The sequence below is a fragment of the Cupriavidus sp. 96C5-1 genome (assembly GCF_057798855.1).
This window is the reverse complement of record NZ_JBYOJU010000035.1, coordinates 76,832-99,762: the sequence shown is the minus strand read 5'-3', so window position 1 is coordinate 99,762 and position 22,931 is coordinate 76,832. Positions and strand designations below refer to the sequence as shown.

General features: G+C 64.3%; 23 protein-coding genes. 13 read left to right on the top strand and 10 right to left on the bottom strand.

Going from position 1 to position 22,931, the window contains the following annotated elements; all coding sequences use genetic code 11:
- Nucleotides 1-8 precede the first annotated feature (8 nt).
- Nucleotides 9-788 (top strand): hypothetical protein, encoded by a 780-nt coding sequence (locus AC3FOF_RS30970; protein ID WP_488728760.1) that lies wholly within the window; start codon nt 9-11, stop codon nt 786-788.
- Between the two features lie 313 nt (nt 789-1,101).
- On the opposite strand, the gene AC3FOF_RS30965 is transcribed toward AC3FOF_RS30970, so the two are convergent.
- Nucleotides 1,102-2,034, bottom strand: a complete 933-nt coding sequence (locus tag AC3FOF_RS30965; protein WP_488728759.1) for a LysR family transcriptional regulator — start codon at nt 2,032-2,034, stop codon at nt 1,102-1,104.
- 226 nt (nt 2,035-2,260) lie between these two features.
- Here AC3FOF_RS30965 and AC3FOF_RS30960 point away from each other — a divergent pair, with 226 nt between their 5' ends.
- Together AC3FOF_RS30960 and AC3FOF_RS30955 are read left to right on the top strand one after the other, a co-directional pair.
- A complete protein-coding gene (locus tag AC3FOF_RS30960) occupies nt 2,261-3,046 on the top strand; it encodes a putative hydro-lyase (RefSeq protein WP_488728758.1) in 786 nt (261 codons plus the stop codon).
- Between the two features lie 202 nt (nt 3,047-3,248).
- On the top strand, nt 3,249-4,562 hold the full coding sequence (locus AC3FOF_RS30955) for an MFS transporter (protein WP_017224853.1): 1,314 nt from the start codon (nt 3,249-3,251) through the stop codon (nt 4,560-4,562).
- A 104-nt stretch (nt 4,563-4,666) separates the two neighbouring features.
- On the opposite strand, the gene AC3FOF_RS30950 is transcribed toward AC3FOF_RS30955, so the two are convergent.
- A complete protein-coding gene (locus tag AC3FOF_RS30950) occupies nt 4,667-5,335 on the bottom strand; it encodes a GntR family transcriptional regulator (RefSeq protein WP_488728757.1) in 669 nt (222 codons plus the stop codon).
- A gap of 465 nt (nt 5,336-5,800) precedes the next feature.
- On the opposite strand from AC3FOF_RS30950, the gene pxpB reads away from it, so the two are divergent.
- Both pxpB and AC3FOF_RS30940 read left to right on the top strand, forming a co-directional pair.
- Nucleotides 5,801-7,453, top strand: coding sequence for a 5-oxoprolinase subunit PxpB (gene pxpB / locus AC3FOF_RS30945; protein WP_488728756.1), 1,653 nt, complete (start codon nt 5,801-5,803; stop codon nt 7,451-7,453).
- Nucleotides 7,454-7,472: 19 nt separating this feature from the next.
- Nucleotides 7,473-9,191 (top strand): acetyl/propionyl/methylcrotonyl-CoA carboxylase subunit alpha, encoded by a 1,719-nt coding sequence (locus tag AC3FOF_RS30940; RefSeq protein WP_488728755.1) that lies wholly within the window; start codon nt 7,473-7,475, stop codon nt 9,189-9,191.
- A gap of 181 nt (nt 9,192-9,372) precedes the next feature.
- On the opposite strand, the gene AC3FOF_RS30935 is transcribed toward AC3FOF_RS30940, so the two are convergent.
- A complete protein-coding gene (locus AC3FOF_RS30935; protein WP_017229843.1) occupies nt 9,373-10,290 on the bottom strand; it encodes a LysR family transcriptional regulator in 918 nt (305 codons plus the stop codon).
- Nucleotides 10,291-10,484: 194 nt separating this feature from the next.
- On the opposite strand from AC3FOF_RS30935, the gene AC3FOF_RS30930 reads away from it, so the two are divergent.
- The 3 genes from AC3FOF_RS30930 (at nt 10,485) to AC3FOF_RS30920 (ending at nt 12,152) form a co-directional block, all read left to right on the top strand.
- Nucleotides 10,485-11,249: an SDR family oxidoreductase gene (locus tag AC3FOF_RS30930; RefSeq protein WP_488728754.1), complete on the top strand. Its 765-nt coding sequence runs from the start codon at nt 10,485-10,487 to the stop codon at nt 11,247-11,249.
- A gap of 112 nt (nt 11,250-11,361) precedes the next feature.
- Nucleotides 11,362-11,508 carry a hypothetical protein gene (locus tag AC3FOF_RS30925; RefSeq protein WP_488728753.1) on the top strand — a complete coding sequence of 49 codons (147 nt, stop codon included), beginning with the start codon at nt 11,362-11,364 and terminating at the stop codon, nt 11,506-11,508.
- A gap of 158 nt (nt 11,509-11,666) precedes the next feature.
- Complete coding sequence (locus tag AC3FOF_RS30920) at nt 11,667-12,152, top strand: hypothetical protein (RefSeq protein WP_488728752.1); 486 nt, start codon at nt 11,667-11,669, stop codon at nt 12,150-12,152.
- Nucleotides 12,153-12,218: 66 nt separating this feature from the next.
- Here AC3FOF_RS30920 and AC3FOF_RS30915 read toward each other — a convergent pair whose 3' ends face one another.
- From AC3FOF_RS30915 to AC3FOF_RS30905, 3 genes are all read right to left on the bottom strand, one after another.
- A complete protein-coding gene (locus tag AC3FOF_RS30915) occupies nt 12,219-12,662 on the bottom strand; it encodes a type II toxin-antitoxin system VapC family toxin (RefSeq protein WP_488728751.1) in 444 nt (147 codons plus the stop codon).
- 135 nt (nt 12,663-12,797) lie between these two features.
- A complete protein-coding gene (locus AC3FOF_RS30910; RefSeq protein WP_488728750.1) occupies nt 12,798-12,959 on the bottom strand; it encodes a hypothetical protein in 162 nt (53 codons plus the stop codon).
- A gap of 644 nt (nt 12,960-13,603) precedes the next feature.
- Nucleotides 13,604-14,098 carry an Lrp/AsnC family transcriptional regulator gene (locus AC3FOF_RS30905; protein ID WP_035816124.1) on the bottom strand — a complete coding sequence of 165 codons (495 nt, stop codon included), beginning with the start codon at nt 14,096-14,098 and terminating at the stop codon, nt 13,604-13,606.
- Between the two features lie 230 nt (nt 14,099-14,328).
- Here AC3FOF_RS30905 and AC3FOF_RS30900 point away from each other — a divergent pair, with 230 nt between their 5' ends.
- The 5 genes from AC3FOF_RS30900 to AC3FOF_RS30880 all read left to right on the top strand — a co-directional run bounded on the left by AC3FOF_RS30900 (nt 14,329) and on the right by AC3FOF_RS30880 (nt 19,904).
- The gene (locus AC3FOF_RS30900) at nt 14,329-15,453 is read left to right on the top strand and encodes a cupin domain-containing protein (RefSeq protein ID WP_488728749.1); all 1,125 of its coding nucleotides are present in this window, start codon (nt 14,329-14,331) and stop codon (nt 15,451-15,453) included.
- 230 nt (nt 15,454-15,683) lie between these two features.
- The gene (locus AC3FOF_RS30895) at nt 15,684-16,754 is read left to right on the top strand and encodes a porin (protein WP_488728748.1); all 1,071 of its coding nucleotides are present in this window, start codon (nt 15,684-15,686) and stop codon (nt 16,752-16,754) included.
- A gap of 116 nt (nt 16,755-16,870) precedes the next feature.
- Complete coding sequence (locus tag AC3FOF_RS30890) at nt 16,871-17,929, top strand: aminotransferase class V-fold PLP-dependent enzyme (protein WP_488728747.1); 1,059 nt, start codon at nt 16,871-16,873, stop codon at nt 17,927-17,929.
- A gap of 53 nt (nt 17,930-17,982) precedes the next feature.
- Entirely contained in the window at nt 17,983-19,410 is a 1,428-nt protein-coding gene (locus tag AC3FOF_RS30885; protein ID WP_488728746.1) for an amino acid permease, read from the top strand.
- 125 nt (nt 19,411-19,535) lie between these two features.
- A complete protein-coding gene (locus AC3FOF_RS30880; protein WP_488728745.1) occupies nt 19,536-19,904 on the top strand; it encodes a 6,7-dimethyl-8-ribityllumazine synthase in 369 nt (122 codons plus the stop codon).
- Here the strand turns inward: AC3FOF_RS30880 and AC3FOF_RS30875 are convergent.
- The 4 genes from AC3FOF_RS30875 to phaR all read right to left on the bottom strand — a co-directional run bounded on the left by AC3FOF_RS30875 (nt 19,841) and on the right by phaR (nt 22,532).
- Nucleotides 19,841-20,824, bottom strand: coding sequence for a tRNA-dihydrouridine synthase (locus AC3FOF_RS30875; RefSeq protein ID WP_017229834.1), 984 nt, complete (start codon nt 20,822-20,824; stop codon nt 19,841-19,843). The genes AC3FOF_RS30880 and AC3FOF_RS30875 overlap by 64 nt on opposite strands.
- A gap of 230 nt (nt 20,825-21,054) precedes the next feature.
- Complete coding sequence (locus AC3FOF_RS30870; RefSeq protein WP_017229833.1) at nt 21,055-21,411, bottom strand: helix-turn-helix domain-containing protein; 357 nt, start codon at nt 21,409-21,411, stop codon at nt 21,055-21,057.
- Nucleotides 21,412-21,414: 3 nt separating this feature from the next.
- Nucleotides 21,415-21,717, bottom strand: a complete 303-nt coding sequence (locus AC3FOF_RS30865) for a type II toxin-antitoxin system HigB family toxin (RefSeq protein ID WP_017229832.1) — start codon at nt 21,715-21,717, stop codon at nt 21,415-21,417.
- Between the two features lie 263 nt (nt 21,718-21,980).
- The gene (phaR, locus tag AC3FOF_RS30860; protein ID WP_017229831.1) at nt 21,981-22,532 is read right to left on the bottom strand and encodes a polyhydroxyalkanoate synthesis repressor PhaR; all 552 of its coding nucleotides are present in this window, start codon (nt 22,530-22,532) and stop codon (nt 21,981-21,983) included.
- Nucleotides 22,533-22,931: the final 399 nt, after the last annotated feature.

The window sequence follows — 22,931 nt, the reverse complement described above, 5'->3', positions numbered from 1 at the left end:
CCAAATCAATGCAGGGATTTTTCGTCGGCGCCATGCGATTGATGCGAGTGAAATCGCTCCGCGCCAAGCAACTCCTCTCAACCATGCTGGCTGCGGTTTTTCTTTGTCCCGCTTCATATGCAGGACAGGCTAGCTTCTACAGTGAAGAGCACGGCACGTGGTTCACCTACCCACCCCCACCCGCGCGCACGATCGAGACCCAAGATATCTACAGCGCCCTCGCCAAAGGAACGCCACCCAAGGCAACGTTCAAGTCCCCCGAAGCTTGGCGTGTTCGAGCCATCTACATTGGGGTAAGCGGAGAGTTGTTCGAGTTCGATAGGCAGGGTCGCGTTATCTACGACAGCGATGGACCAGCAGACCTCAACGCCCCTCAGGATCTCCCCATTCGCATGGAGCAGGTTTTCCTCGGTGGTAGACCACTTTGGATCGGGGCGACGGTCTTCAGTAGAGTCAACGAATCCGCCATCCAACGCCGCGACCCTAGCGATGCCACCTTCCCGGCCGGCTTGGTTCAAGGGAAAAATGGGCAGTGGTGCCCCTTGCGCGAGACAAAGCACCGAAAAGCGCACGGGCTGGACCGTTTTACTCTTGATGGCGATTGCGAAAGGGCAATCAGTGTCACGATTGCCGGTATCAAATACTGGACCTATCCTGCATTCAAAGGCATCAAGGAGCCGTACTTTTACTGGACTATCCAGTATTTCGACGATCCCATCGCGCCGTTTCCGTCAGCCGGAGAGACGTGCCGGTTGTATTGCGATGGCCGCTCGCCGCGGGGTGGCTAACGCTCGCGCGTGCCGACGACAGCGGAGGATGAGACAAGGCTCTTTGTCGTAGGGCGCATCGTCGAGCATCGATCGCGAGGCAGCCAAGCGAGCCAGCCCTCCAATGCGACTGAAGCGATGACCCCATGCACGTTTGCGGCCTCGTCCCGCACGGCGTGCACTCCGCGGAACAGGCTTTCACAGGACAACGCTTATGCCCATGCGAAATACGCCGCCCCAAAGGAAAAAGTGCATCAAGGGAAAAGGCGGAGCAGCCAAGGGAAGCGAAGGACAAAGATGTCCTTGCCGCTCGACCGCCCGCAGCCCCGCCCGGTCACAGTGCCTCGACCAACCGCCTATCACTGTTGTGGCAATACTCCGCGCACGCCGCCCGTGCCGAGTTGGCCGCGCCGTGCACGAACAGCGGCGCATCCGCACGCCGCGACATCGACACCACGATGGAGGGCGGCGCAGGCTGCAGCGGCAGCTCTACCACTTCCCCACTCTCGATCAGCTTGTCGACAAAGAGGCGCGGGATGGCGGCCACGCCGAAACCGTCGCGCACGAGCTGGACGATCACGGCGATCGACGGCGATCCGGTGATGCGGGTTTCCGACAGGGGCACGCCGTGCACGCCGGCGAGCTTGGCCACGATGTCTTCCAGCGCACGGTGCGGCGCGGTGCCGCGGCCGAAGGTCAGGATGGGATGCTGCAGCACCTGCCTGGCAAGCGAGCCGCGCGTGTGCGACAGCAAGCCCGCGCGCGCCACCCAGTGCACAGGATAGTTGGCGAGCGCATTGCACACGACGTTGCTTTCGTCGCTGCCTTCGACGCGGATGATGAGATCGAGCTCGTCGGCGATCAGCCTGCGCTGGAGCACCACGCTCACGTCGGCGGTCAGCTCTACCTCCAGTTGCGGGTAGTCGGCCGCGAGGCGCCGCATGTAGTTCGGCAACCAGCTGTGCACCACGGTTTCGATGACGCCCAGGCGCAGGCGCCCGCGGATCTTGCTGTCGCCCGAGGCAGCGGCCTGCAGCCGCCGTGCGGCCTCCACCACGCTCTTGGCGTAGCCGAGCAGGTACTCTCCGTTGGGCGTCAGGCGGAATTCGCGGCTCTCCCGGTCGACCAGCGCCGTTTGCAGCTCATCTTCCAGTGCCTTGATGCGTTGGGAAATGGCCGCCGGCGTTGCATGCAGCGCGGCGGCGGTCGCACGAAAGCTGTGCAGTTTGGCCAGCGTGACGAAGGTTTCGAGGAAGCGCGTATTCATTGGGCAGCAGCGAAGATGAGAGCAGAAAGCCCAGGATTGCCAGCAAGATCCCCGCAGTTGGCATCGACCCCGGCATGGCACCAGTTCGGTGCGTCTAAGGGAAAACCCGTAAAGTTGTTAAGAAATACTTAACATCATTGCCAATAAAAAGTCGTTGGCGATAAAAAATTTTACTCTCTATCGTTCAGGACAGACACGACAACGTCATCACGACATGCGCCTGCAGATGCCTGAAAACCCGACACCCTACGACTTCCGCCAGTCCGTTCGCGACGGCCGGTTCCGTGGCCCCACGGCCGGCCAATGCGGCGACTACGCCCAGGCCAACCTGGCCATCCTGCCCTCGGCGCACGCCGGCGATTTCCTGCGCTTCTGCCAGGCCAACCCGAAACCTTGCCCCTTGCTGGGCGTCGGCGAGCCCGGGCAATGGCATGTGCCGGTGCTCGGGCGCGAGGTGGATATCCGCAACGATGTGCCGGCCTACAACGTCTATCGCGACGGACGGCTGGCCGAAGAAGCCGATTCGCTGGCCGATCTGTGGCAGAACGATTTCGTGGTGTTCGCCATCGGCTGCTCGTTCTCCTTCGAGCAGATGCTGGCGCAGGAGGGCATTCCCCTGCGCCATGCCGAGGAAGGCCGCAACGTGCCGATGTACCGCACCCGGATCGCGAACCGGCGCGCAGGGGTGTTCGGTGGCCAACTGGTGGTTTCGATGCGGCCCATGCGCGGCGCCGAGGCGATCCGCGCCGTGCAGATCACCAGCCGTTTCCCCGCCATCCATGGCGCGCCCGTCCACATCGGCGACCCGGCCGAGCTGGGCATCGAAGACCTGGACAAGCCCGAGTTCGGCGACCCCGTCACGATCAGGCCGGGCGAGCTGCCGGTCTTCTGGGCCTGCGGTGTCACGCCCCAGACCGCGATCATGGCGGCGAAGCTGCCGCTGGCGATCGCGCACAAGCCCGGCCACATGCTGGTGACCGATATCAAGAACGCCTCGCTCGCCGTGTTCTAGCCCGGCCACGACACGCAGCCCGTTTCCTGCTTCGTTGCTTTTTCGCTTTCCTCGAATCCGTAGAAGCCAGGTCGCCGGCGACTGCTGGCGGCCAAAGAAAGTCCGCGCGGGGCAGCGCGCCGCGCTCATCCATCGACAGGGGGTGAGCCGGCCGCGGCAGCCGCGTGCAAGACCGTTCACCTCACGCACCCAGGAGCGTTTCATGGACCACAAGACCCCCGCGATGGCCTCTCCGCTGCCGCCACAGGCCTCTGCCGACGCCGGCGGCAACCTTTTCTCCTGGTACGGCGAGACGTCGCCCCGCGAGAAACGCGCCTTCTGGAGCTGCAAGGTCGGCTACATGCTCGACGGCATGGACACGCAGATGCTCTCCTTCGTCATTCCGACGCTGGTCGCCACCTGGGGCATCAGCCTGGCCGACGCGGGCTTCATCGGCACGCTCACCTTGCTGGCGTCGGCACTGGGCGGCTGGGTCGCCGGCATCCTGTCGGACCGCATCGGCCGGGTGCGCACGCTGCAGTTGACGGTGTTGTGGTTCGCCATCTTCACCGGCCTGTGCGGCCTGGCGCAGAGCTACGAGCAGTTGCTGGCCGCGCGCGCGCTGATGGGCTTCGGCTTCGGCGGAGAATGGACCGCCGGTGCCGTGCTGATCGGAGAGGTGATCCGCGCCAAGGATCGCGGCAAGGCCGTGGGCCTGGTGCAATCGGGCTGGGCCCTTGGCTGGGGGCTGACGGCCATCCTGTATTCCGTGCTGTTCTCGCTCATGCCCGCCGAGCTGGCGTGGCGCGCGCTGTTCCTCGTCGGCCTGCTGCCGGCGCTGTTGGTGGTCGTCATCCGCCGCTACGTGAAGGAGCCGGACGTCTACGAAAAGGAAAAGGCGGCGCAAGGCAAGGCGAGCGACCGCCCCAGCCTGACGGAGATCTTCAGCCCGAAGCTGCTGTCGACGACGGTGCGCGCGGCACTGCTGGCGACCGGCGCACAAGGCGGGTACTACGCGATCACGACCTGGCTGCCGACCTACCTGAAGACCGAACGCCACCTGACCGTGATGGGAACGGGCGGCTACCTGGCCATGATCATCTTCGGCTCATGGATCGGCTATCTCGTCAGTTCCTACCTGACCGACAGGCTTGGCCGCAAGCCGAACTTCATTCTCTTCGCGGTGGGCTCGATGACGGTCGCCATCAGCTACACGATGCTGCCCTTGACCAACGGCGCCATGTTCTGGCTCGGTTTTCCGCTCGGCTTCTTCGCTTCAGGCATCTTCAGCGGTATGGGCGCCTTCCTCACGGAACTGTTCCCGACCCGGGTGCGTGGCTCCGGCCAGGGCTTCTGCTACAACTTCGGCCGGGCCGTCGGCGCCCTCTTCCCCTTCCTGATCGGCGCGCTGTCCAAGCAATACGGTCTCGGCGCCAGCATCGGCATCTTCGCCGCGGCGGCCTATGGCGTGCTCATCATCGCCGCGCTGACGCTGCCGGAAACCCGGGGCCGCGAGCTCGAGGCCGCCGGCATGTAGGATTTCGGCGGCCAGCGGGCCGGGAGCCATTCGGGGCATTCGGGGCATTCGGGGCATTCGAGGCATTCGGCTCTGGCGTCCCGAAGCCGGCCGCCCCTTCCGCATCAGCGCGCGCTGAACATCGGATGGCGGGCACAGGCCGACAGCACGATGCGCTCCGACTGCATCAGATAGTCATTGAGCACCGCCGCGCTCTCGGCCAGCTTGCCCGACTCGAACAATTGCAGGATGCGCTGGTTCATGTCGACGTAGGGGCCGTGCAGGAACTCGGGGTTCTGCAGGATGCCGAAGGCCAGGCGCTGCTCGGCCAGCAGGTGGGAGAACATCCTCTTCAGCCGCTCGCTGTCGGCCAGCTCCACGATGGCCATGTGGAACGCCATATTGGCCGTGCCCACGCCCTGCCAGTCGCCGCTCTCGCGGCAGCGCAGCCCCATGTCGACGGCCTCGCGCAGATGCTTCACCGCCGGGTGGCTGGGGTAGGCGTGGGCCACGGCCTGGCACTCGATCAGCCGGCGCACGCGGTAGATGTCGACGATGTCCGCGATGCCGGGGACGGCCACGGAGACCCCGCGATTGGGCTCGTGCCTGAGCAGGCCTTCCATGGTCAGCACGCGGAAGATCTCGCGCAAGGTGTTGCGCGAGATCTGCAGGCTTTCGCTCAGCGCGGCCTCCGACAGGCGCTGTCCGGGCGCGAAGTCGCCTTGCACGATCCGTTGGCGTATCTGTTCGGTGACCCGTTCGGCCAGGTTCTTGGTGTCAGGGCTGGATGTCATGTGGTGTTGGCACTTGCTTGGACGGGTCGGCGCCCCCGCTCCTTGTCGGTTCCGCGCGCCCGCTTCGGCCGGAGCGCTGCGGCAGTTCGGCTGCGGGCCTGCATGTTAGCGCACGTTGATCAGGCAAAGGCGCCAGTTTGGCGCAAATGCAAGCCGCTTTGCCGTGCTAGGTGTATACCATGATCACTAATCTATCCATATTGTTGAACAATATATAGCATTAAGTTGAGCCATATGTAGTTTTGCATCAACCTTGCATGCACTCTTGCCAATGCAGGGTACATGGATGCAGAACGCGCCGATGGGAACGGCCGCTTTTTTCCCGGTGCAGGCCTTGCCGCTGACAGCCCCTGTCTCCCACGATGAGCCCCCTGGCCCGTCAGACGAGGCGTGGCAGCCAGCCGTGCAGCGCGGATGTGCCGCAGCCGCTCCCCTCCCCGAATCTGATCGCTTGCGGAGTTCGTCTTGCGTTTCCTACCTGTCTCTTTGAATGCGCTGCTGGTGGAGCTGGCCGACCTGGACCAGACCCTGGCCCTGCTGGCCTCGCTGCAGCGCGATCCCCTGCCCGGCGTGGAGGAGCTGGTGCCCGCGGCGCGCACCATCCTCGTGCGCTTCCGCCCGGCGGCCTGCGGCCTGGCGCAACTGGTGCAGGCCATCGCCGCGCGCGACCTGTCCCGGCGCGCCGAGCGCACCGCCAGCCTGGTGGAGATCCCCGTGCATTACCACGGCGAGGACCTGGCCGAGGTGGCGCTGCTGCTGGGCATCACGCCCGAGGAGGTGGTGCGCCGCCACACGGGCAGCGAGTACACCGTGGCCTTCACCGGCTTTGCGCCCGGCTTTGCCTATCTTGCGGGCGGCCACCCCAGCTTCAACGTGCCGCGCCGCGCCACGCCGCGCACGCGTATCCCGGCCGGCGCCGTGGGCCTGGCCGGCGCCTTCAGCGGCGTGTATCCGCAGGCCAGTCCCGGCGGCTGGCAGATCATCGGCGTGACGCCGGTGGCCATGTGGGACCTGGGCCGCGCGCAGCCCGCGCTGCTGCAGCCGGGCTACCGCGTGCGCTTTGTCGATATCGCCACGCTGGGCGCCGCGGCCGGCAGCGCTGGCGCCTGGGCGCAAACCGTCACCGCCACGGCAGTGCCGGCTGCCAGCGAGCGCAGCCGTGACGCGCTGGCCCCAGGGCAGACAGCGCTGCAGGTCAAGGCCACCGGCCTGCTGACCGTGTTCCAGGACCTGGGACGCCACGGCCAGGCCGGCCAAGGCGTGTCGGCCTCGGGGGCCATGGACCAGGCCGCGCTCAAGGCGGCCAACCGCCTGGTGGGCAACGCCAGCGGCGTCGCGGCGCTCGAGACCGTGGGCGGCGGCTTGCAGCTGCAAAGCCTCGGCGAGACCGTGGTAGCCGTGACCGGCGCCGACGCGCCCCTGGCGGTGAAAGCCGCCGACGGCCGGCGCTGGACCGTGCCCGGCCACCAGGCCGTGGCCCTGGCCGATGGCGACGTGCTGGGCATCGGCCGGCCCGTGGCCGGTGCGCGCAGCTATGTGGCCGCGCGCGGCGGCTTTGCCGTGGCGCCGGTGCTGGGCAGCTGCGCCACCGACACCCTTGCCAACGTGGGCCCCGCACCGCTGGCGGTGGGCGATGTGCTGGGCCTGCGCCCGGCCCCTGCCGGCGCCGTGGTGGGCGAGCCCGTGCTGCCCGCGGCCGACCTGCCCGCGCTGGAGCAGGACGTGGTGCTGGACGTGGTCATGGGCCCGCGCACCGATTGGTTCACGCCCGCGGCGGTGGCACGCCTGGCCGCGCAGCGCTGGCAGGTCACGCCCCAGTCCAACCGCGTGGGCCTGCGCCTGGCGGGCGAGATGCCGCTGGAGCGCGCCGTCGGCGGCGAACTGCCCAGCGAGGGCACCGCCCTGGGCGCGCTGCAAGTGCCGCCCAGCGGCCAGCCCGTGCTATTCCTGGCCGACCACCCGCTCACCGGCGGCTACCCCGTGATCGCCACCGTGGCGCCGCACCACCTCGACCGCGCCGGCCAGATTCCGGTGGGCGCCTGGCTGCGCTTCCGCCCGATCCGCGCTTTTGAAGACCTCTCCCCAGCCGCCGCCTCGGGCGAGGCTGGCACCCTTTGAGTCCCCTCTAAGACCTGCCATGAAGAAAGTCCTGGTTGCCAACCGCGGCGAGATCGCCGTCCGCATCATCCGCGCCTGCGCCGACTACGGCGTACAGTCCGTGGCCGTCTATGCCAATGCCGACATCGACGCCCTGCACGCCCGCATGGCCGACGAGGCCTGTGGCCTGGACGGCGACCGCCCGGCCGACACCTACCTGAACATTGCCAAGCTGCTGGAGATCGCACGCAAGAGCGGCGCCGATGCGGTACACCCCGGCTACGGCTTCCTGTCGGAGAGCGAGGCCTTTGCCCAGGCCGTGATCGACGCGGGCCTGCGCTGGATCGGCCCCTCGCCCACCACCATCGCCAAGCTGGGCAACAAGGTCGAGGCGCGCAAGATCGCGCTGCAGGTGGGCGCCCCGCTGGTAGCCGGCACGCCCGACCCCGTCAAGGATGCCGGCGAGGTGCTGGCCTTCGCCGAGCAGCACGGCCTGCCCATCATCATCAAGGCGGCCTTCGGCGGCGGCGGCCGCGGCATGAAGATCGCCTGGCGCATGGACGAGGTGGAGGAGCTCTACCACTCCGCCGTGCGCGAGGCCGTGACGGCATTCGGCCGGGGCGAATGCTTCGTCGAACAGTTCCTCGACAAGCCCCGCCACATCGAGGCACAGGTGCTGGCTGACACCCACGGCAACGTGGTGGTGCTGGGCACGCGCGACTGCTCGCTGCAGCGGCGCAACCAGAAGCTGGTGGAAGAAGCGCCCGCGCCCTTCCTCAGCGACGCGCAGCGCGAGCGCATCCACACCGCCGCGCGCGACATCTGCGCCGCCGCCGGCTACACCAGCGCGGGCACGGTGGAATTCCTGCTGAGCGCCAGCGGCGCCATTTCCTTCCTGGAGGTCAACACCCGCCTGCAGGTGGAGCACCCCGTGACCGAGCAGACCACGGGCGTGGACCTGGTGGTGGAGCAGTTGCGCGTGGCCGACGGCCTGCCGCTCTCCATCACGGAAACGCCCACGCCGCTGGGCCATTCCATCGAGTTCCGCATCAACGCCGAGGACGTGGGCCGCGGCTTCCTGCCCACGCCCGGCCCGGTGCAGCGCTTCGAGGCTCCGTCCGGACCTGGCGTGCGCGTGGATGCGGGCGTGCAGTCGGGCTCGGTGGTGCCGGGTACCTTCGACTCGCTGATGGCCAAGCTCATCGTCAGCGGCGCCACGCGGGAGCAGGCCCTGGCGCGCGCCCGCCGCGCGCTGCGCGAGTTCCATATCGAGGGCGTGGCCTCGGTGCTGCCCTTCCACCGCGCCGTGATCGACCATCCGGACTTCGTCGGCGCAGATGGTTTCCAGGTCCACACCCGCTGGATCGAGTCCGACTTCGCCGAGCCGCTGGCCGCCGCCGTGCGCGCCGTACCCCAGCCCGACAACAGCCTGCTGCGCACGGTCATCGAGATCGACGGCCGCCGCGTGCGCCTGGGCCTGCCGGCGCAACTGATACGCGGCCTGGCCGACGCGCCGGCCGCCGCAGCAACGGAAGCCGCCACCACCTCCGAAGCCGACCTGCTGGCTCCCATCGCCGGCACTGTGCACGCCTGGAAGGTGGAGGCAGGCGCCATGGTCGAGGAAGGAGAACTGGTCGCCGTCATGGAGGCCATGAAGATGGAAATGCAGGTCCACGCGCACCGCGCCGGCCGCATCACCCTGCATGCCGCCGCAGGCAGCGCAGTGGCGGCGGGCGCGCCGATCGCCACGATCGGCTGAGCGCCGGTCTTGCCTTGCGCCGGTCGCTGGCAGACCGGGGGCGAGAGTCCCCGGCCCTGCTCAGGGCCACTGCGCGGCGCATCCGGCCTGCAGCAAGCGCACGCATCCCGGCTGACAGATTGCCCCGCACGGGATGGTCGGCTTGAGTCGCAAATGAAGAAGCCCCACCGCCCGCAACCTGTCAAGGTTGCGGACTGCACCACGCATCCCAGTACGGCGGATCGCCGATGGCCTCCCGAACGCATTCGGCAAAGGCCCGCAGCTTGGCCGACGCGCGCCTGCCCTCGGCGTGCGCCACATAGATGGATTCGGTCGCTGTCTGCACGCCCACGTCGATCACCCGCAGTGCGCCGGACTGTATCGCAGCACCAGCGATAAAGGTTGGCAGCAGCGCGATGCCCAGGCCCGCCACGGCGGCATCCCGCATCATGTCGCCGTTATTGACGCGCAGTGCGACGGTGGCGCGAACGACCAGGGCGTCGCCCCGCTCCGCGAACCGCCAGTCCGCCAGGCCCCGGTTGACATAGAAGATGCCGCGGTGATCTCGCAAGTCGCCTGGGGAGCGTGGCGTGCCCTGCCGCGCCAGATAGGCGGGCGAAGCCACCAGCAGGCGCCGGCTCGGGGCAAGCTGCCAGGCTACCAGCCGGGAGTCCTCCAGCGCTCCGTGCCTGACCACGGCGTCATAGCCGTCGGCGGCCACGTCCACGCGACGGTCGTCCAGATCCAGCGTCAGTTCCAGCTTGGGGTGCCTGGCAAGAAACGGATACACGGCCGGCCCCAGGTGCATGCGGCCAAACGTCACCGGTGCCGAGATGCGCAACGGCCCGGAAAGACTACCGCGGCGCTCGGCCATGTCGGCCGTCGCCTCGTCGACCTCGCGCATGATGCGGCCGGCCCGCTCCAGGAACGCGGCCCCGTCTTCGGTAAGGCTGAGTTTGCGTGTAGTGCGGTGCACCAAGGTTGCACCTAGCATGCGCTCGACGTCGGCCAGGCGCTCACTGACCACGGATTTCGACAAATGCAGGCGGCGCGCCGCCTCGCTGATCGAACCGGATTCCGCGATGGCCACAAAGCTGGCAATGCCGTCTAGCTTGATCATCGTTCGGCGCTCCCGAAAAGCAGTTCCGTGATCCGCACTCTACCGCGAACAGCCACCGGAAACGATACTCCTCAAAAGCGGCGAAGGCGCCCTGGCATGCGGGAGCAAGCCTCGTTATCGCCTCGCCGGCCAATCCATGTGAATCAAAGCGCGCAAAGCGAATACCGTCGCCGGGCGCCAAACAGGAGATTGCTATGGGACGCTTGTCTGGAAAAGTCGCCATCGTCACCGGTGCCAGTTCCGGCATCGGCCGCGCCACGGCTAGATTGTTTGCTGCCGAAGGGGCCAAGGTCATCGTTGGCGCGCGTCGCGCGGACGAACTGGAAGCACTTGTCGCGGAAATCCGTGCCGATGGCGGCGACGCGGCGGCGCTGGCGGGCGACGTGCGCGCCGAGCGCTATGCCGAGGCCCTCGTCGCGCTGGCCGTCGAGCGCTACGGGCGCCTGGATATCGCCTTCAACAACGCCGGCACGCTGGGCGAGAACGGCCCCAGCACCGAGGTATCGGAAGCGGGCTGGAACGACACCATCGCCATCAACCTGACCGGTGCCTTCCTGGGCGCCAAGCACCAGATCGCGCAGATGCTCAAGCACGGCGGCGGTTCGGTCGTTTTCACGTCCACCTTCGTTGGCTACACCTTTGCCTTCCCGGGGGTCGCGGCTTACGCGGCCAGCAAGTCGGGCCTGATCGGCCTCACGCAGGCCCTGGCCGCCGAGTTCGGGCCGCAGGGCGTGCGCGTCAACGCGATCCTGCCGGGCGCGGTGGACACGGAGATGTACCGCAGCATGAACAACACGGCGGAATCGCAAAGCTTTATCACCAACCTCCATGCGCTCAAGCGCGTAGCCAAGGCCGAGGAACTGGCCCGTTCGGTGCTGTATCTGGCCTCGGACGATTCGGCTTTCGTGACCGGCACCGCCTCGCTGGTTGACGGTGGTGCGTCGATTACCCGCACCTGAACAAAGCCACGCGGGCTCGCCGGTCGCGCCCGCCGCCGTCACGACCATCAAGAAATATGACCGTCAACTGGACGCGGTGTCCCCCGGGTGAGTGCCGAGCGCAGGGGGGACCATGCGCATCCCCATCTTCCGCCATTGGCTACCGGCATTCCTGCTGGCGATGACAACATTGGAAGAGACCAGTTCCAAGCTCGCCAAGCAGCGCCTTCTGCCCCGGCACCCCGGATATCAAAGAGATGAACCGTTAAGCGATCAATGAGCGCGCGGTCAATCTCGCCCCCCCTCCACGGCTTTGCTCCCGACCATTCGTGTCAGGGTGCCGCCAACTTCCGATCTTGATGCCTCCGGCACTCGTACCACGCCTTCGCGCCTGTATGGAGCGGCGGACTTTTCTGTCAGTCTGGCTGCCACAAGGCATTGTTTGATGCCTACGCTAAAATAGAAAATATGAGAAATAAAAAAGCGAATAAGATCTTGTCCACGATAGGGCTTGTTGCGGGCGCACTAATCCTTCTCATCCTGGAAGAAATGCGCTATGGCTACGTTTTAGGCGCCGCGCGGACCCCGTGCGAACTCTTCGGGGGACAATACGCATCTGCCCAATCCCGTTGCGTGACTCGCCTTTGCTATTGGTTTGACAATTGCGGATACCCGGCTAGTCCGTCATCGCAAGTTCATCATCTCAAAACAGGAGACCCCATCTCCAAGATCGTTTTCTGGCTGGGCAATTCTGATGGCATTGACGGTGGGCAAACCTATTTCTGGCGCTGTGGCAAGGCCAGCAATGGCTACTTTTCCGCAAAAATCGAGAACGACAGGCTTGTCAGGCTTGAAGGCGAATGTGTGCCCCTTCCGAAGGAAAGCGCTCTATTGCAAAATCGTATGCAACGACGCGAACGATAAAAACACGGCCGACCATTGACAGTTGGACCATTTCCAGACCTGGCTTATAGGTTTCCCTTGTGTGCCTCAAAAATCAGGATACGGATGGCGCGCTAGATGAGCCGGACCGACCCCGGGGTACTGGGCCACAAGCGCGTCGGACGTCAGCAGCGTAAAGCCCTCGACTGTGGCCTGGGCTACGAGTAGGCGGTCGAATGGATCCCTATGAATCGGGGGCAAACTGTCGATGGCCACCGCGTGCTCGCTGCCGATGGGTAGTTCGCTGTAGCCGTTGTCGAGCAACCCTCGGCGCAGCAGCCGCGCGTCCACCCGGAAGTCTGCTCGCCCGAGCCCGCGCTTGATGGCGATCTCCCATAGGCTCGCCGCGCTGAAGATCAACCCTGACTCAGGAGCCTCGATCAGGGTCAGGGCTTGCTCCGACAGACGCTCGGGCATGCCTGCGGCCCAGACGGTGCGCCGCTGGAATTCATCCCTGCGGTGCCGGTGGCGGTGGCGGTGGCGGTGAAGCATGCGGCGGTTGCTGCGCGGCGGTAGTGGGCTCGGCGAGTACGGCGGGTAGGGCAAGCCCCAGTGTCGGCCACTGGCGATGTCCTGGACCACAGCCTGCGTCTGACGCGACTCGAGGATGCGCCCCTGGCGCAGCGGCTAAGTGAGGTCGTCGGCGATGTAGCCGACAGTCATGCCAATATGCAGATGCCTGTGGACCTCGAGGATACGCTTGGGATCATTGATCATCCGCCCAATAGTCAGATACAGGCGGTACAGGTCGGCACTCGGGGCCAGGCGCAGGGCGTCAAGGATGTCCACGATGCGCAGTTTACCGGTTAGCGCGCCAACGGCAGCAATTCGTGAACCTGGCTGATCGGATGGGCTGGTAGCCGCTGCGCATTCCGCTTGCCTCCAAGTACCTCCAGTGTGAACCGCCCATGCTATCGCCGGCAAGTTCGCGCCGAATCATTCGACTTACCCAAGGCGGCAACAGCAACTCCACGCAGGTCATTGTGCCGCCATGGCCGGCGCAAACAGGGGCGCGGCCCGCAGGCACCCACAAGCCGACCTGATGTTTCTGCAATGGGTGATCCGAGCCTTGTCCACCAAGCGTCATTGCCGTCCGGGATCAAAATAGTTTTTGCATAGGCACTGGAAGGCTCAAGGCGCGCCACTGCCGTCGTCGATATCCCCTGATACCCGCAGACGGAAATACCCAGGGCGCTGAGCGCGGCTGGCGGAATTGCCGGGGCGAACGCTACATGTCTGGGCTTCATGATCATGTCCTGCCAAAAAGAGGATGGTAGTTAAGGTCCAATATTGCGGTCTTGACCGACAAGGATGCCAGGGATGCCGATGGGAAAGCTTGTAATTTTCAGAATTTCACAAGACAGATTATTGATTTTATCCTAAATGATTCCGCATACCTGCGCATTCTATCCACGCTCTCCGGCTATCCATCGCTATCCGTCGCACGAAGAAGAAGCCTCATTTTTCACGAGATCCAGGATCGATCCATCGCATTTGATCGTGGCCAGCACGACGTTCGAATTGATCGACATCACGCCTGCGGCGCGGTGCAGGTGATTGACGACGAAATCGGAATAGTGGTCGAGATTGCGTGCCCGTACCGTCATCACGTAGTTTGAGGTTCCCGTGACGATCTTTGCCGAGACTACCTCCGGCCAATCCTGGATCGCCATCAGAAATTTCTGATGCCATTCGTCGACGTCGGGACGCATCGACACATGCACGAGCGCCTCGAACGCAACGCCGATCTTCTTCGGCGCGATGACGCAGCGATAACTCTCGATGATCCCGTTCTCTTCCAGCAACTTGACTCGCCTGTGGCACGCCGCCGGGGAGAGCGACACCGCATTCGCCAGGTCCTGATTGCTGATACGTCCGTCACGCTCAAGCTGGCGCAGGATGCGCATGTCCGTTCGATCGAGGTTCATTTCGAATAATTCGCTGTTTGGATGGTCAATCTTCGAAGACCCTACTCAGATCGCCCAATATTGCCGTTGATATTCAAAGCTCATTCTATTTCGTCCTCTATAGAATGCAAGCAATGCGGTACCCGGCCCCAGCCGCCGCTCCCGGTTTTCTGGATTGCCTCAGCAAACACTGATGGCTGGATTTCACAGGCACGCGGATATCTCATATCCGGTTTAGGTGGAGCACCATTTTGAAATTCACTGACGATGCATTTCTCCCCGCGCATCCGGTAGCCAATGCGCATGGCTATCAGATCTCGATGTCTTGCGATGTCCTGGGTCCAACGCTGGATTTCTTTCATGATGTGCTGGGATTCCGCATTGATGCCATCTTTCCCGCGGACAATCCGTCAACTGCAATCATCTCGAGCCGAGGCCTCTCGATTCGTTTGGGGGTAAGCACCAAGGTCGGCGTACAGGAATTGCACATTCTTTGCGGCGATCCTTGTCAATTCGCGGATGGCGCACGCGAATGCGTGGCGCCAAACGGCGTGCGTATCCGGCTCATCGCGGCAGATCCTCCGATGCGGCTGCCTGCCACGCGACAATCGCTAGTCCTGACGCGCGTTGGCGATCAGGCGCAATGGCACGTCGGCCGAGCCGGGCTGCGCTATCGCGACCTGATCCCCGAGCGCCATGGCGGCGCGTTCATCGCGTCCCACATCCGCATCCTCGACGGAGGACCGGTCCCGGACTATGTGCATTTTCACAAAGTGCGTTTTCAGTCGATCTTTTGCCGTAGAGGTTGGGTACGTGTGGTGTATGAAGGACAGGGCGAACCGTTCGAGTTACACGCAGGTGACTGTGTCCTGCAGCCGCCCACGATCCGGCATCGCGTGCTGGCCAGTTCGGCTGGCGCCGAAGTGGTCGAGGTCAGCAGTCCCGCCGAGCACATCACGATGGTTGACCACGAGATGTCGCTGCCGACCCCTGCCCAGCATCCGGTTCGTGATTTCGAGGGCCAACAGTTCGTTCGTCATATTGCGGCAGAGGCGATATGGCGGCCGTGGCGCATCGCGGGCTTCGAGGTGTCCGATACCGGCATCGGTGCAGCCACGCGGGGTCTCGCCGGCGTGAGAGTCGTTCGGCATAGTGGCGCGACCGGTCAACGTACCCAAGCCCATAACACGGAGTTTTGTTTCTACTTTGTGTTGGCGGGTACGTTCGATGTGGTGCAAGGCATTCAGCGCTATTCCCTTGCAGCCGATGACAGCATCACGCTTCCGGCCAATGTGGGCTACGCCTTCGAATCCTGTTCACCTGACCTGCATTTGCTGGAAGTGACGCTGCCGGCCGACTTCGCTATTGCTTCGTAGCCGGCTTTCGCGGCCGGCCCTCCCCACAAATGACGCGAACCCCTTGAGATTCGGACCTCAATCAAGAAACGAACTGCCGGTGCCTGCATGGGGCCGGCTGATGCCGACACGCACCTTGCCCTGGCACATCGACATGTCCGAGTCTCGTTCCGAGAGTCGAGCGCCGCGTTTGGCAATGGAATCCCGGTGCCCGTCGCCAGGCAAGTCGCGCAAAAAAGAGAGGAGACGCTATGCAACCCAAGCTTCGGATCGTCGTATCTACCGTCGGGCTAGGGCTGACCGGCAGCGCGCTGGCACAGAGTGCGGTCACGCTGTACGGCATCGTTGACCAAAGCGTGCGCTATACGACCAGTACCGATTCGGCCAGAGATGGCAACCTAGCATTGACGAATGGTGCTATCACCAACAGTCGGTGGGGTCTCAAAGGCGACGAGGACCTGGGGGGCGGCCTGAAGGCGTTGTTTCTAATGGAAGGCGGCTTCGATCCGCAAACCGGCCAGCTCAATCAGGGCGGCCGCCTATTCGGACGATATGCATATGCCGGCCTGTCGGGCAGCCGGGGCACGGTTACCCTTGGCCGTCGGGGTACGGAGGCGTTCAACCTGTTCGGAGACTTCGACCCGCTCACGGTCGGCAACTACACGGCCAATGCGTGGCCCTTCTTCATGACGGTCGGCCGCATTGACCATACCGTCGCTTACACCGGGCGCTTTGGCGGCCTCACGGCGGGTGCCACCTACGGGTTCGGCCAGCAACCAGGGCGTCTGGGGAGAAACAACTACTGGGGCGTGCGCGCTTCCTATGCCGCGGGCCAGCTTCGCTTGGGCGGCACCTATCAGGAGATGCGCGATCTCGGCAATGGCGTGCAGCGCATGTGGGGGCTTGGCGCGCGCTACGCGGCAGGCTCGGCCACGCTCTCCCTGGGATATATGGGCGGCCGCGATACCACAGGATTCGTCGACAGCGCGCTTAACGATCCCAACCGCACGATCGCCACCGGCTCGTTCAGCGCCAATCCGCGCAAGGACATGACGCTCTTTGCCGGCGTGACCTGGCAGGCTGCGCCATCGCTTGCGATCACTGGCGCACTCTACTTCGGCGCCATGAAGAACCTCAACGGTCTTGCCGGCACCAACGGCAAACGCTACACGGGCGTGTGGCTGGCCGAGCATGCGCTGTCAAAGCGCACCCAGCTGTATGCCACGGTCGACCACAACCGCGTCACCGGCGGGGCCGGAACGGAACTGCCGGGCGCACAACACCAGACTGGCATTGCCTTGGGCATCCGCCACAGCTTCTGACGCAAGCCTCCGACTTTTTTGCATGGAGCGAAATGATGAACGATTCCCCTGAGTCCAATCAGCCAGGCTGGCTTCTGTATCACTCGGTCGGCCAGTTCCCCGGACAGCAAGAGGCCATGCGCGACGCGCTCGGCGCCTTCGCTTCGAGCTGGTGCCGGCCCCATCTTCGGCGCTGGGATGACGGACTGGCAGCGCGCCGGCAGGTGCTCGACCATTGGGCGGCGCTGATCGGCGCACCGGCGCACGCGGTGTTCGCCGCCGAAAACGTGACCGAGGCGTTCGCCAGGTTCGTCGGCGCTCTTGGCCGCCGGCGCCTCGCCGGCCGGCGCGTGCTGATTGCCGCGGACTGCTTTCCCAGTCTGCACTTCATGTTGCGTGGGCTCGCGCCCCTGCTGGGTTTCACGCTCGACACCGTGCCGCTCGCGGCGAATGCGCCTTACGTGACCGATGACGCCTTCATGGCGCGCTGGCAAGACGATGTGGCGCTTGCCGTCATCACATGGGTGACCTCGACCGCCTCGAAACGCGCGGACCTGACGCGGCTGGTAGCTCACGGACGTGCACAGGGCAGCCTGATCGCGGTGGATACGACGCAAGGTGTCGGCATCCTTGATTTCGATGTCATGCAACCGGCCGTCGATTTCGCCGCCAGCACGACCCTCAAGTGGCTGTGTGGAGCGCCGGGTACAGGCCTCGCCTTTATCAATCCGGTCCTGCTCAATGGCGAACTTGCGCCGCTGGTGCAAGGCTGGTTCAGCCAGCCCGATCCATTCAACTGGGATCTGCAACGTTTCGCACTTGCTGCAGACGCGCGCCGTTTCGACAATGGCACGCCGTCGTTCCTGCCCTTTGTGGCTTCCGGTCCCGGCCTGGCATGGCGGCTGTCGCCTGCCGCCGCCGGCTTGCGCGCGCACAACCTCAGGCTGTCGCATCAATTGATCGCCTTGGGCGACGCCAAAGGCTATCGCCTGCGCTCGCCACGCGATGACGCGCAGCGCGGTGGCAGTGTGATGGTCGAATTGCCATCCCGGATCGAACCGCGCGACCTGGAGGCTGCGCTTGCCGAACACGGCGTCCTGGTCGACACGCGGGGCAGCACCTTGCGCATGTCGCCGGGGGTGCTGACTACCCCCGCGGTGCTGGACGTGCTGTCTGCATTGCTGCCTGAAACCTGAAACCTGACCCATTGACTCGCTGACCCGGCACAACAACGACAAGGACGTGCGACATGGAAGAGACAAGCATCACTTCAAGGGAAGGCGGTTTGCACAAAGCCCTGACGCAACGGCAGATTGCCATGATCGGGATTGGTGGCGCCATCGGCACCGGTCTTTTCATGGGTAGCGGCATTGCCATTGGCTACGCCGGCCCGGCGGTCCTGATCAGCTACGCCATTGCCGCGCTGATTGCCGTGATCATGGTATTCAGCCTGTCGGAAATGGCGGTGGCGCATCCCACTGCCGGCTCGTTCGGCACTTACGCGGAGATGTATGTGAGCCGCGGGGTCGGGTTCGTGGTGCGCTACACCTACTGGATGATCGAGGTGGTGGCAATCGGAGGCGAAGCCATTGCGGCCGGCATCTACATGGGTTTCTGGTTTCCGGGCATTCCGGTCTGGCTATGGTCGATGGCCTTTGGCGTTGGGCTGATCTACGTCAACTGCCGCTCGGTGACCAACTTCGGGTCATTCGAATACTGGTTCGCGCTGATCAAGGTCGTGGCGATCGTCGCGTTCATCGTGGTCGGCATCGCTTACGTGTTCGGCCTTGGCACCGGCACGCCGGGCGTGGGCCTGCACAACCTGAGCGGCCTGCCGGGCGGCTTCATGCCGCACGGCTTCGGCGGGGTGTGGATGGGAGTGCTGATGGCGATCTTCTCCTTCTACGGCGTGGAGGTGGTGGCCGTCACCTCGGGCGAGGCCCAGGATCCGTCGCGCGCGATCCCGCAGGCCCTGCATTCGATGGTCTTGCGTCTCACGCTGTTCTATATCCTGGCGCTAGGCCTCATGGTGGCCTACCTGCCGTGGACCGAAGCCGGTGCCAAGGTGGTTCAGCAAAGCCCCTTCGTCAAGCTGTTCGAGCACGCTGGCATCCGCCATGCGGCCGGCATCATGAACTTCGTGGTGATCACGGCAGCGCTCTCCAGCATGAACACGAATATCTACCTGGCATCGCGTACGTTGTTTTCACTGGCTCGGGGCGGCTATGCGCCGCGCTCGATCGGCAAGCTGTCGGCCAGTGGCTCGCCGCTCAAAGCCACGCTGATCTCCGGCGCGGGCGTGCTGGTGGCGGGGGCGACGTCTTTCTTCAGTCCGCTGGCTTACAACTACCTGTTCGGCATTGCGCTGTTCGGCGGCCTTTTCGTGTGGATGGTGATCCTGGTGACGCACCTGCGCTTCCGGCGCGCATGGAAGGGACGCGACCTGCCGGTGCGCATGCCTATGTTTCCGGTCGCGCAGATGACGGGCATAGCCCTGCTGGGAGCCATTCTGGTGACGATGGGACTCGATACCGAATTCTGGAACATCTCTTGGATCGTCGGCGCGCCCTGGCTGATTGGCTTGTCGGCCGTGTATTTCTTCTACCGCAAGCGATTGATGCCGACAACGGTGCGGGAGGCCAACGCGCCTTGCGACGCCGGTGCAGGCGACCGGTGACCGAAACCTGCGCAAGGAGCGAGTCATCGGCAACCGATGCTCCGCCTGAACCCGCCCGATAGCACCGCTATCGGCGCACCAATGCAATCACGTAGACGCAGGCCTGCTCCCCCGGATTGGAGAACGTGCAAATCGCTGATTCCGCTGACTCCAAGACTTCCCAAACTACCGCAGGCAAGGCGCACGGCGAGTGCATTGCCTTTATCCAGGCCGGTTGGCACAAGGACATCCTCGATCCGGCACGGGAGGCGTTCCTCTCACGCATGTTGGCCACCGGCATGCTGAGCGGCCAGATCGACTGCTTCGACGTGCCCGGCGCTTTCGAGATTCCTCTGTTTGCCCTGGAAGCCCTACCGGCGCCCGTGCATCCGTTCAATGCTGGCAAGACCGCCGTCACTGTGCAAACGCATGTAGACCTTCCCTCGCCAGCCTATTGGAACGAGAGTGACGTCCCTGGCGGCATGCCCTCCAGGGCGCTCTCGATCACCGCCTGAACCTCCAGCGCCCCTTGCAGGCGCCGGATGGCTGCATGCAGCTCGGCAGCTTGCGGCCAGGTCCGTTTCAGGTAGCTGAGCCACAGCTTGACGCGTCCGTGCTCGTGAGCGCATTCGTCATTGGCCTGCAGCTTCTTCAGGTAGCCGGCGATATGGCGGAGCACCGACGGCCATTCCTCGGCGCAGGGCGTACTGTCCATCAGTCCCCGTATCCGCAAGGCCAGGAATGGATCCGACACGGCACCCCGCCCGATCATCACGTCGGCGCAGCCGCTGACCGCCCGGCAGCGCTCCCAGTCGGCCACCGTCCAGACTTCGCCGTTGGCAGTGACCGGCACGTCCACCGCAGCATCGATACGCGCAATCCATTCCCAGTGGGCCGGCGGCCGGTAGCCATGATCGCGCGTCCTGGCATGCACGACCAGGGACGCCGCGCCCCCTTCGGCCAGGGCCGTGGCGCAGTCGATCGCCAGCGCCGTATCGGACACGCCAAGCCGCATCTTTGCGGTCACGGCGATGCTGGCAGGCACCGCGGCCCGAACGGACGCGACGATCCGGTTCAGCAACTCGGGATCCGCCAGCAGCATCGCCCCGCCGCCGTGCCGGTTGACGACTTTGGCCGGGCAGCCGAAATTCAGGTCCACGCCATGCGGCGACAGCCGGGCTGCCTGCGCGGCATTCACCGCAAGCCATTCAGGATCGCTCCCCAGCAACTGGATCACCATCGGTGTACCGCTGGGGGTATGGCCTCCGTGGAGAATCTCGGGTGTGTCTCTCTCGTAGACGCGCTCGGGCAGCAGGGAGCCCGTCACCCTGACGAACTCGGACACGCACCCGTCGTATGCGCCCGTGGCGGTCAGCACGTCGCGCAACACGTAGTCGGCAAGCCCCTCCATGGGAGCAAGGAACAGCCGGCTCATTCGGAAGCGGGCGCTGCTGGCGAGCGCCTTTCCTGGCGACAGGCGGGAAAGAACCCGAAACCGGTCGCCGGGACGGGCTTTGTGTCTTGGATTGCGGATGGCATTGGGATTCGCGCTGTACTAGGCGAGTCCGCTGTATGAATCGCCACATTTAAGAGGGGTAGACAGCACGATGGTGCTGCGCGCTACCCGGATGCGGGGATTTTAACCGATCGGCCGGGCGAGGCAGGTCAGCCGATCAAGACGTCTGCCGGTATCTTCAATTCCTGATTGAGGCGCCGGATCATCGCGAGGCTGAGGCCGCGCTTGCGATTGAGCACCTCATACACCCTATTCAGGTTGCCGAAATACGGCTGCATATCGCGTGCGGTCAGGCCGCCCTGCTCCATCCTGAAGCGAATTGCCTCGATGGCGTCCGGGTGTTCCAGCGGGAAATGGTCTGCCTCATAACGCTCGATGAGGGTCGCCATGATCTCCAGGCGATCCCCTTCGGGGGTGCCGGGCGCGGGATCGATATCGACTAGCGCCGACACGTCGGCCAGCGCCGCCTGATAGTCTTCTTCAGTGTGCAGAGGTCGAATGTCCATGCGTTACTCCAGTTCCACGGTGGCCGCATCGGCCCGGTCATACTCGGCGTGTGTCCCGATGAACTTCACGTAGACAACGCCCACGCGGTATGCGACTGCAACGATCAAGCGGTACTTGTTGCCACCGATGTTAAACACCACACGATTACTGCCAACAAAGCTGGCGGACGCGTATCGGTCCTTGATGTCTTGCGGGGTCGACCATCGCGCCTGAATGGCTTCTTCATGCCATGCCAGAAGCGGCTGCCTTGCAGCCGGGTGCTGCTCGCAGAACGTCAGCAGATTGCGCTTCGCAATAATTCGCATGCGCCCATTATAGTCCCAAAATGGGACTACACCAAACCGATTCGAGTCCACATGTCAGGCGACACGAAGCCCGCTCTGAGCAAGCGGAGAACCTGCAATTCTGTTGGTGTAATACGCAACGTCGGCGGGTGCTGGTGACTTTGCGCATGGGAAGGGAGATTCCGCCGGCCGGCCCATCCAGGGCAGGCCCGGGCAACCGAAAAATCGCGATGTTGCCTTGCCAAGCGATACCGCGCCGGGTCGCCGGCGCGGCGTGCGCCGGCTTACTTCTTTTCCGGCTGGTTGAACGGGAACGTGCCGAACATGTTCTTGGCCTGGCTCTGCATCTGCTCCTGCATCTGCACGAACAGGTTCTTGCTCTGCTCGATGTAGTTGCTCATCATCCCCTGCATCATCGGCCCCTGCATATTCATGAACTGGGACCACATGTCGGGGCTGAAAGGCTCGCCGGAGTACAGGCCCTTGGAGTTCTCGGCCAGCTTGCTCTGGATGTCGATGAAGGCCTGGATGTTCTTTTCCAGGTAGGTGCCCATCATGCCCTGCATGGCATGGCCGTAGAAGCGGATGATCTGCGACAGCATCGCGCTGGAGAACATGGGCACGCCGCCGGTTTCTTCTTCCAGGATGATCTGCAGCAGGATACTGCGCGTGAGTTCGTCGCCCGACTTGGCGTCGATCACTTTGAAGTCTTCGGTATCCATCACGAGCTGCTTCACATCGGCAAGCGTGATGTAGGTGCTGGTCTGCGTATCGTAGAGCCGGCGATTTGGATACTTCTTGATCAGTCGCTCTGCGCCTTTCTTGGTGGTAGCCATCGGTGCTCTATCCTTTTATCGTCGCTGTTGCATGCTGCTGCACCGCATGCTGTGCGGTGCGCAAACAAAGGGCCGCCAGCGGGGGATGCTATGTGTTGACCTGCAACGCATGATCTTTTTTGGTGCGGGCATGCCGCTGCCCTGATTCTATGCCCAACAAGGCACTATTGAAAGCTGGTGCCGTTAAGGAAAACCCGCACCGGGCAATGGATAGCGGGGAATCGGGGGATCTTTTGCCGGAATCCGGCAGGCTTGCTGCGATGCAGGGAGTGCAGTGCAATATTGCTGGCCGCAGATGGCCTCCGCGAGCCAGGACTCTCTATCGACGACTGGGGGCATGGATTCAAAATCCGCTGCCGGGACGCAAAGCCTGCTGCAGAGCAACAGGCTTCTATGCGG

Bases quoted from the DNA above. Each gene is read 5' to 3' on its own strand.
- AC3FOF_RS30970 (WP_488728760.1), top strand. From the start codon at position 9: ATGCAGGGATTTTTCGTCGGCGCCATGCGATTGATGCGAGTGAAATCG.
- AC3FOF_RS30965 (WP_488728759.1), bottom strand. From the start codon at position 2,034: ATGAATACGCGCTTCCTCGAAACCTTCGTCACGCTGGCCAAACTGCAC.
- AC3FOF_RS30960 (WP_488728758.1), top strand. From the start codon at position 2,261: ATGCCTGAAAACCCGACACCCTACGACTTCCGCCAGTCCGTTCGCGAC.
- AC3FOF_RS30955 (WP_017224853.1), top strand. From the start codon at position 3,249: ATGGACCACAAGACCCCCGCGATGGCCTCTCCGCTGCCGCCACAGGCC.
- AC3FOF_RS30950 (WP_488728757.1), bottom strand. From the start codon at position 5,335: ATGACATCCAGCCCTGACACCAAGAACCTGGCCGAACGGGTCACCGAA.
- AC3FOF_RS30940 (WP_488728755.1), top strand. From the start codon at position 7,473: ATGAAGAAAGTCCTGGTTGCCAACCGCGGCGAGATCGCCGTCCGCATC.
- AC3FOF_RS30935 (WP_017229843.1), bottom strand. From the start codon at position 10,290: ATGATCAAGCTAGACGGCATTGCCAGCTTTGTGGCCATCGCGGAATCC.
- AC3FOF_RS30930 (WP_488728754.1), top strand. From the start codon at position 10,485: ATGGGACGCTTGTCTGGAAAAGTCGCCATCGTCACCGGTGCCAGTTCC.
- AC3FOF_RS30925 (WP_488728753.1), top strand. From the start codon at position 11,362: ATGCGCATCCCCATCTTCCGCCATTGGCTACCGGCATTCCTGCTGGCG.
- AC3FOF_RS30915 (WP_488728751.1), bottom strand. From the start codon at position 12,662: ATGCTTCACCGCCACCGCCACCGCCACCGGCACCGCAGGGATGAATTC.
- AC3FOF_RS30905 (WP_035816124.1), bottom strand. From the start codon at position 14,098: ATGAACCTCGATCGAACGGACATGCGCATCCTGCGCCAGCTTGAGCGT.
- AC3FOF_RS30895 (WP_488728748.1), top strand. From the start codon at position 15,684: ATGCAACCCAAGCTTCGGATCGTCGTATCTACCGTCGGGCTAGGGCTG.
- AC3FOF_RS30890 (WP_488728747.1), top strand. From the start codon at position 16,871: ATGCGCGACGCGCTCGGCGCCTTCGCTTCGAGCTGGTGCCGGCCCCAT.
- AC3FOF_RS30885 (WP_488728746.1), top strand. From the start codon at position 17,983: ATGGAAGAGACAAGCATCACTTCAAGGGAAGGCGGTTTGCACAAAGCC.
- AC3FOF_RS30875 (WP_017229834.1), bottom strand. From the start codon at position 20,824: ATGAGCCGGCTGTTCCTTGCTCCCATGGAGGGGCTTGCCGACTACGTG.
- AC3FOF_RS30870 (WP_017229833.1), bottom strand. From the start codon at position 21,411: ATGGACATTCGACCTCTGCACACTGAAGAAGACTATCAGGCGGCGCTG.
- AC3FOF_RS30865 (WP_017229832.1), bottom strand. From the start codon at position 21,717: ATGCGAATTATTGCGAAGCGCAATCTGCTGACGTTCTGCGAGCAGCAC.
- phaR (WP_017229831.1), bottom strand. From the start codon at position 22,532: ATGGCTACCACCAAGAAAGGCGCAGAGCGACTGATCAAGAAGTATCCA.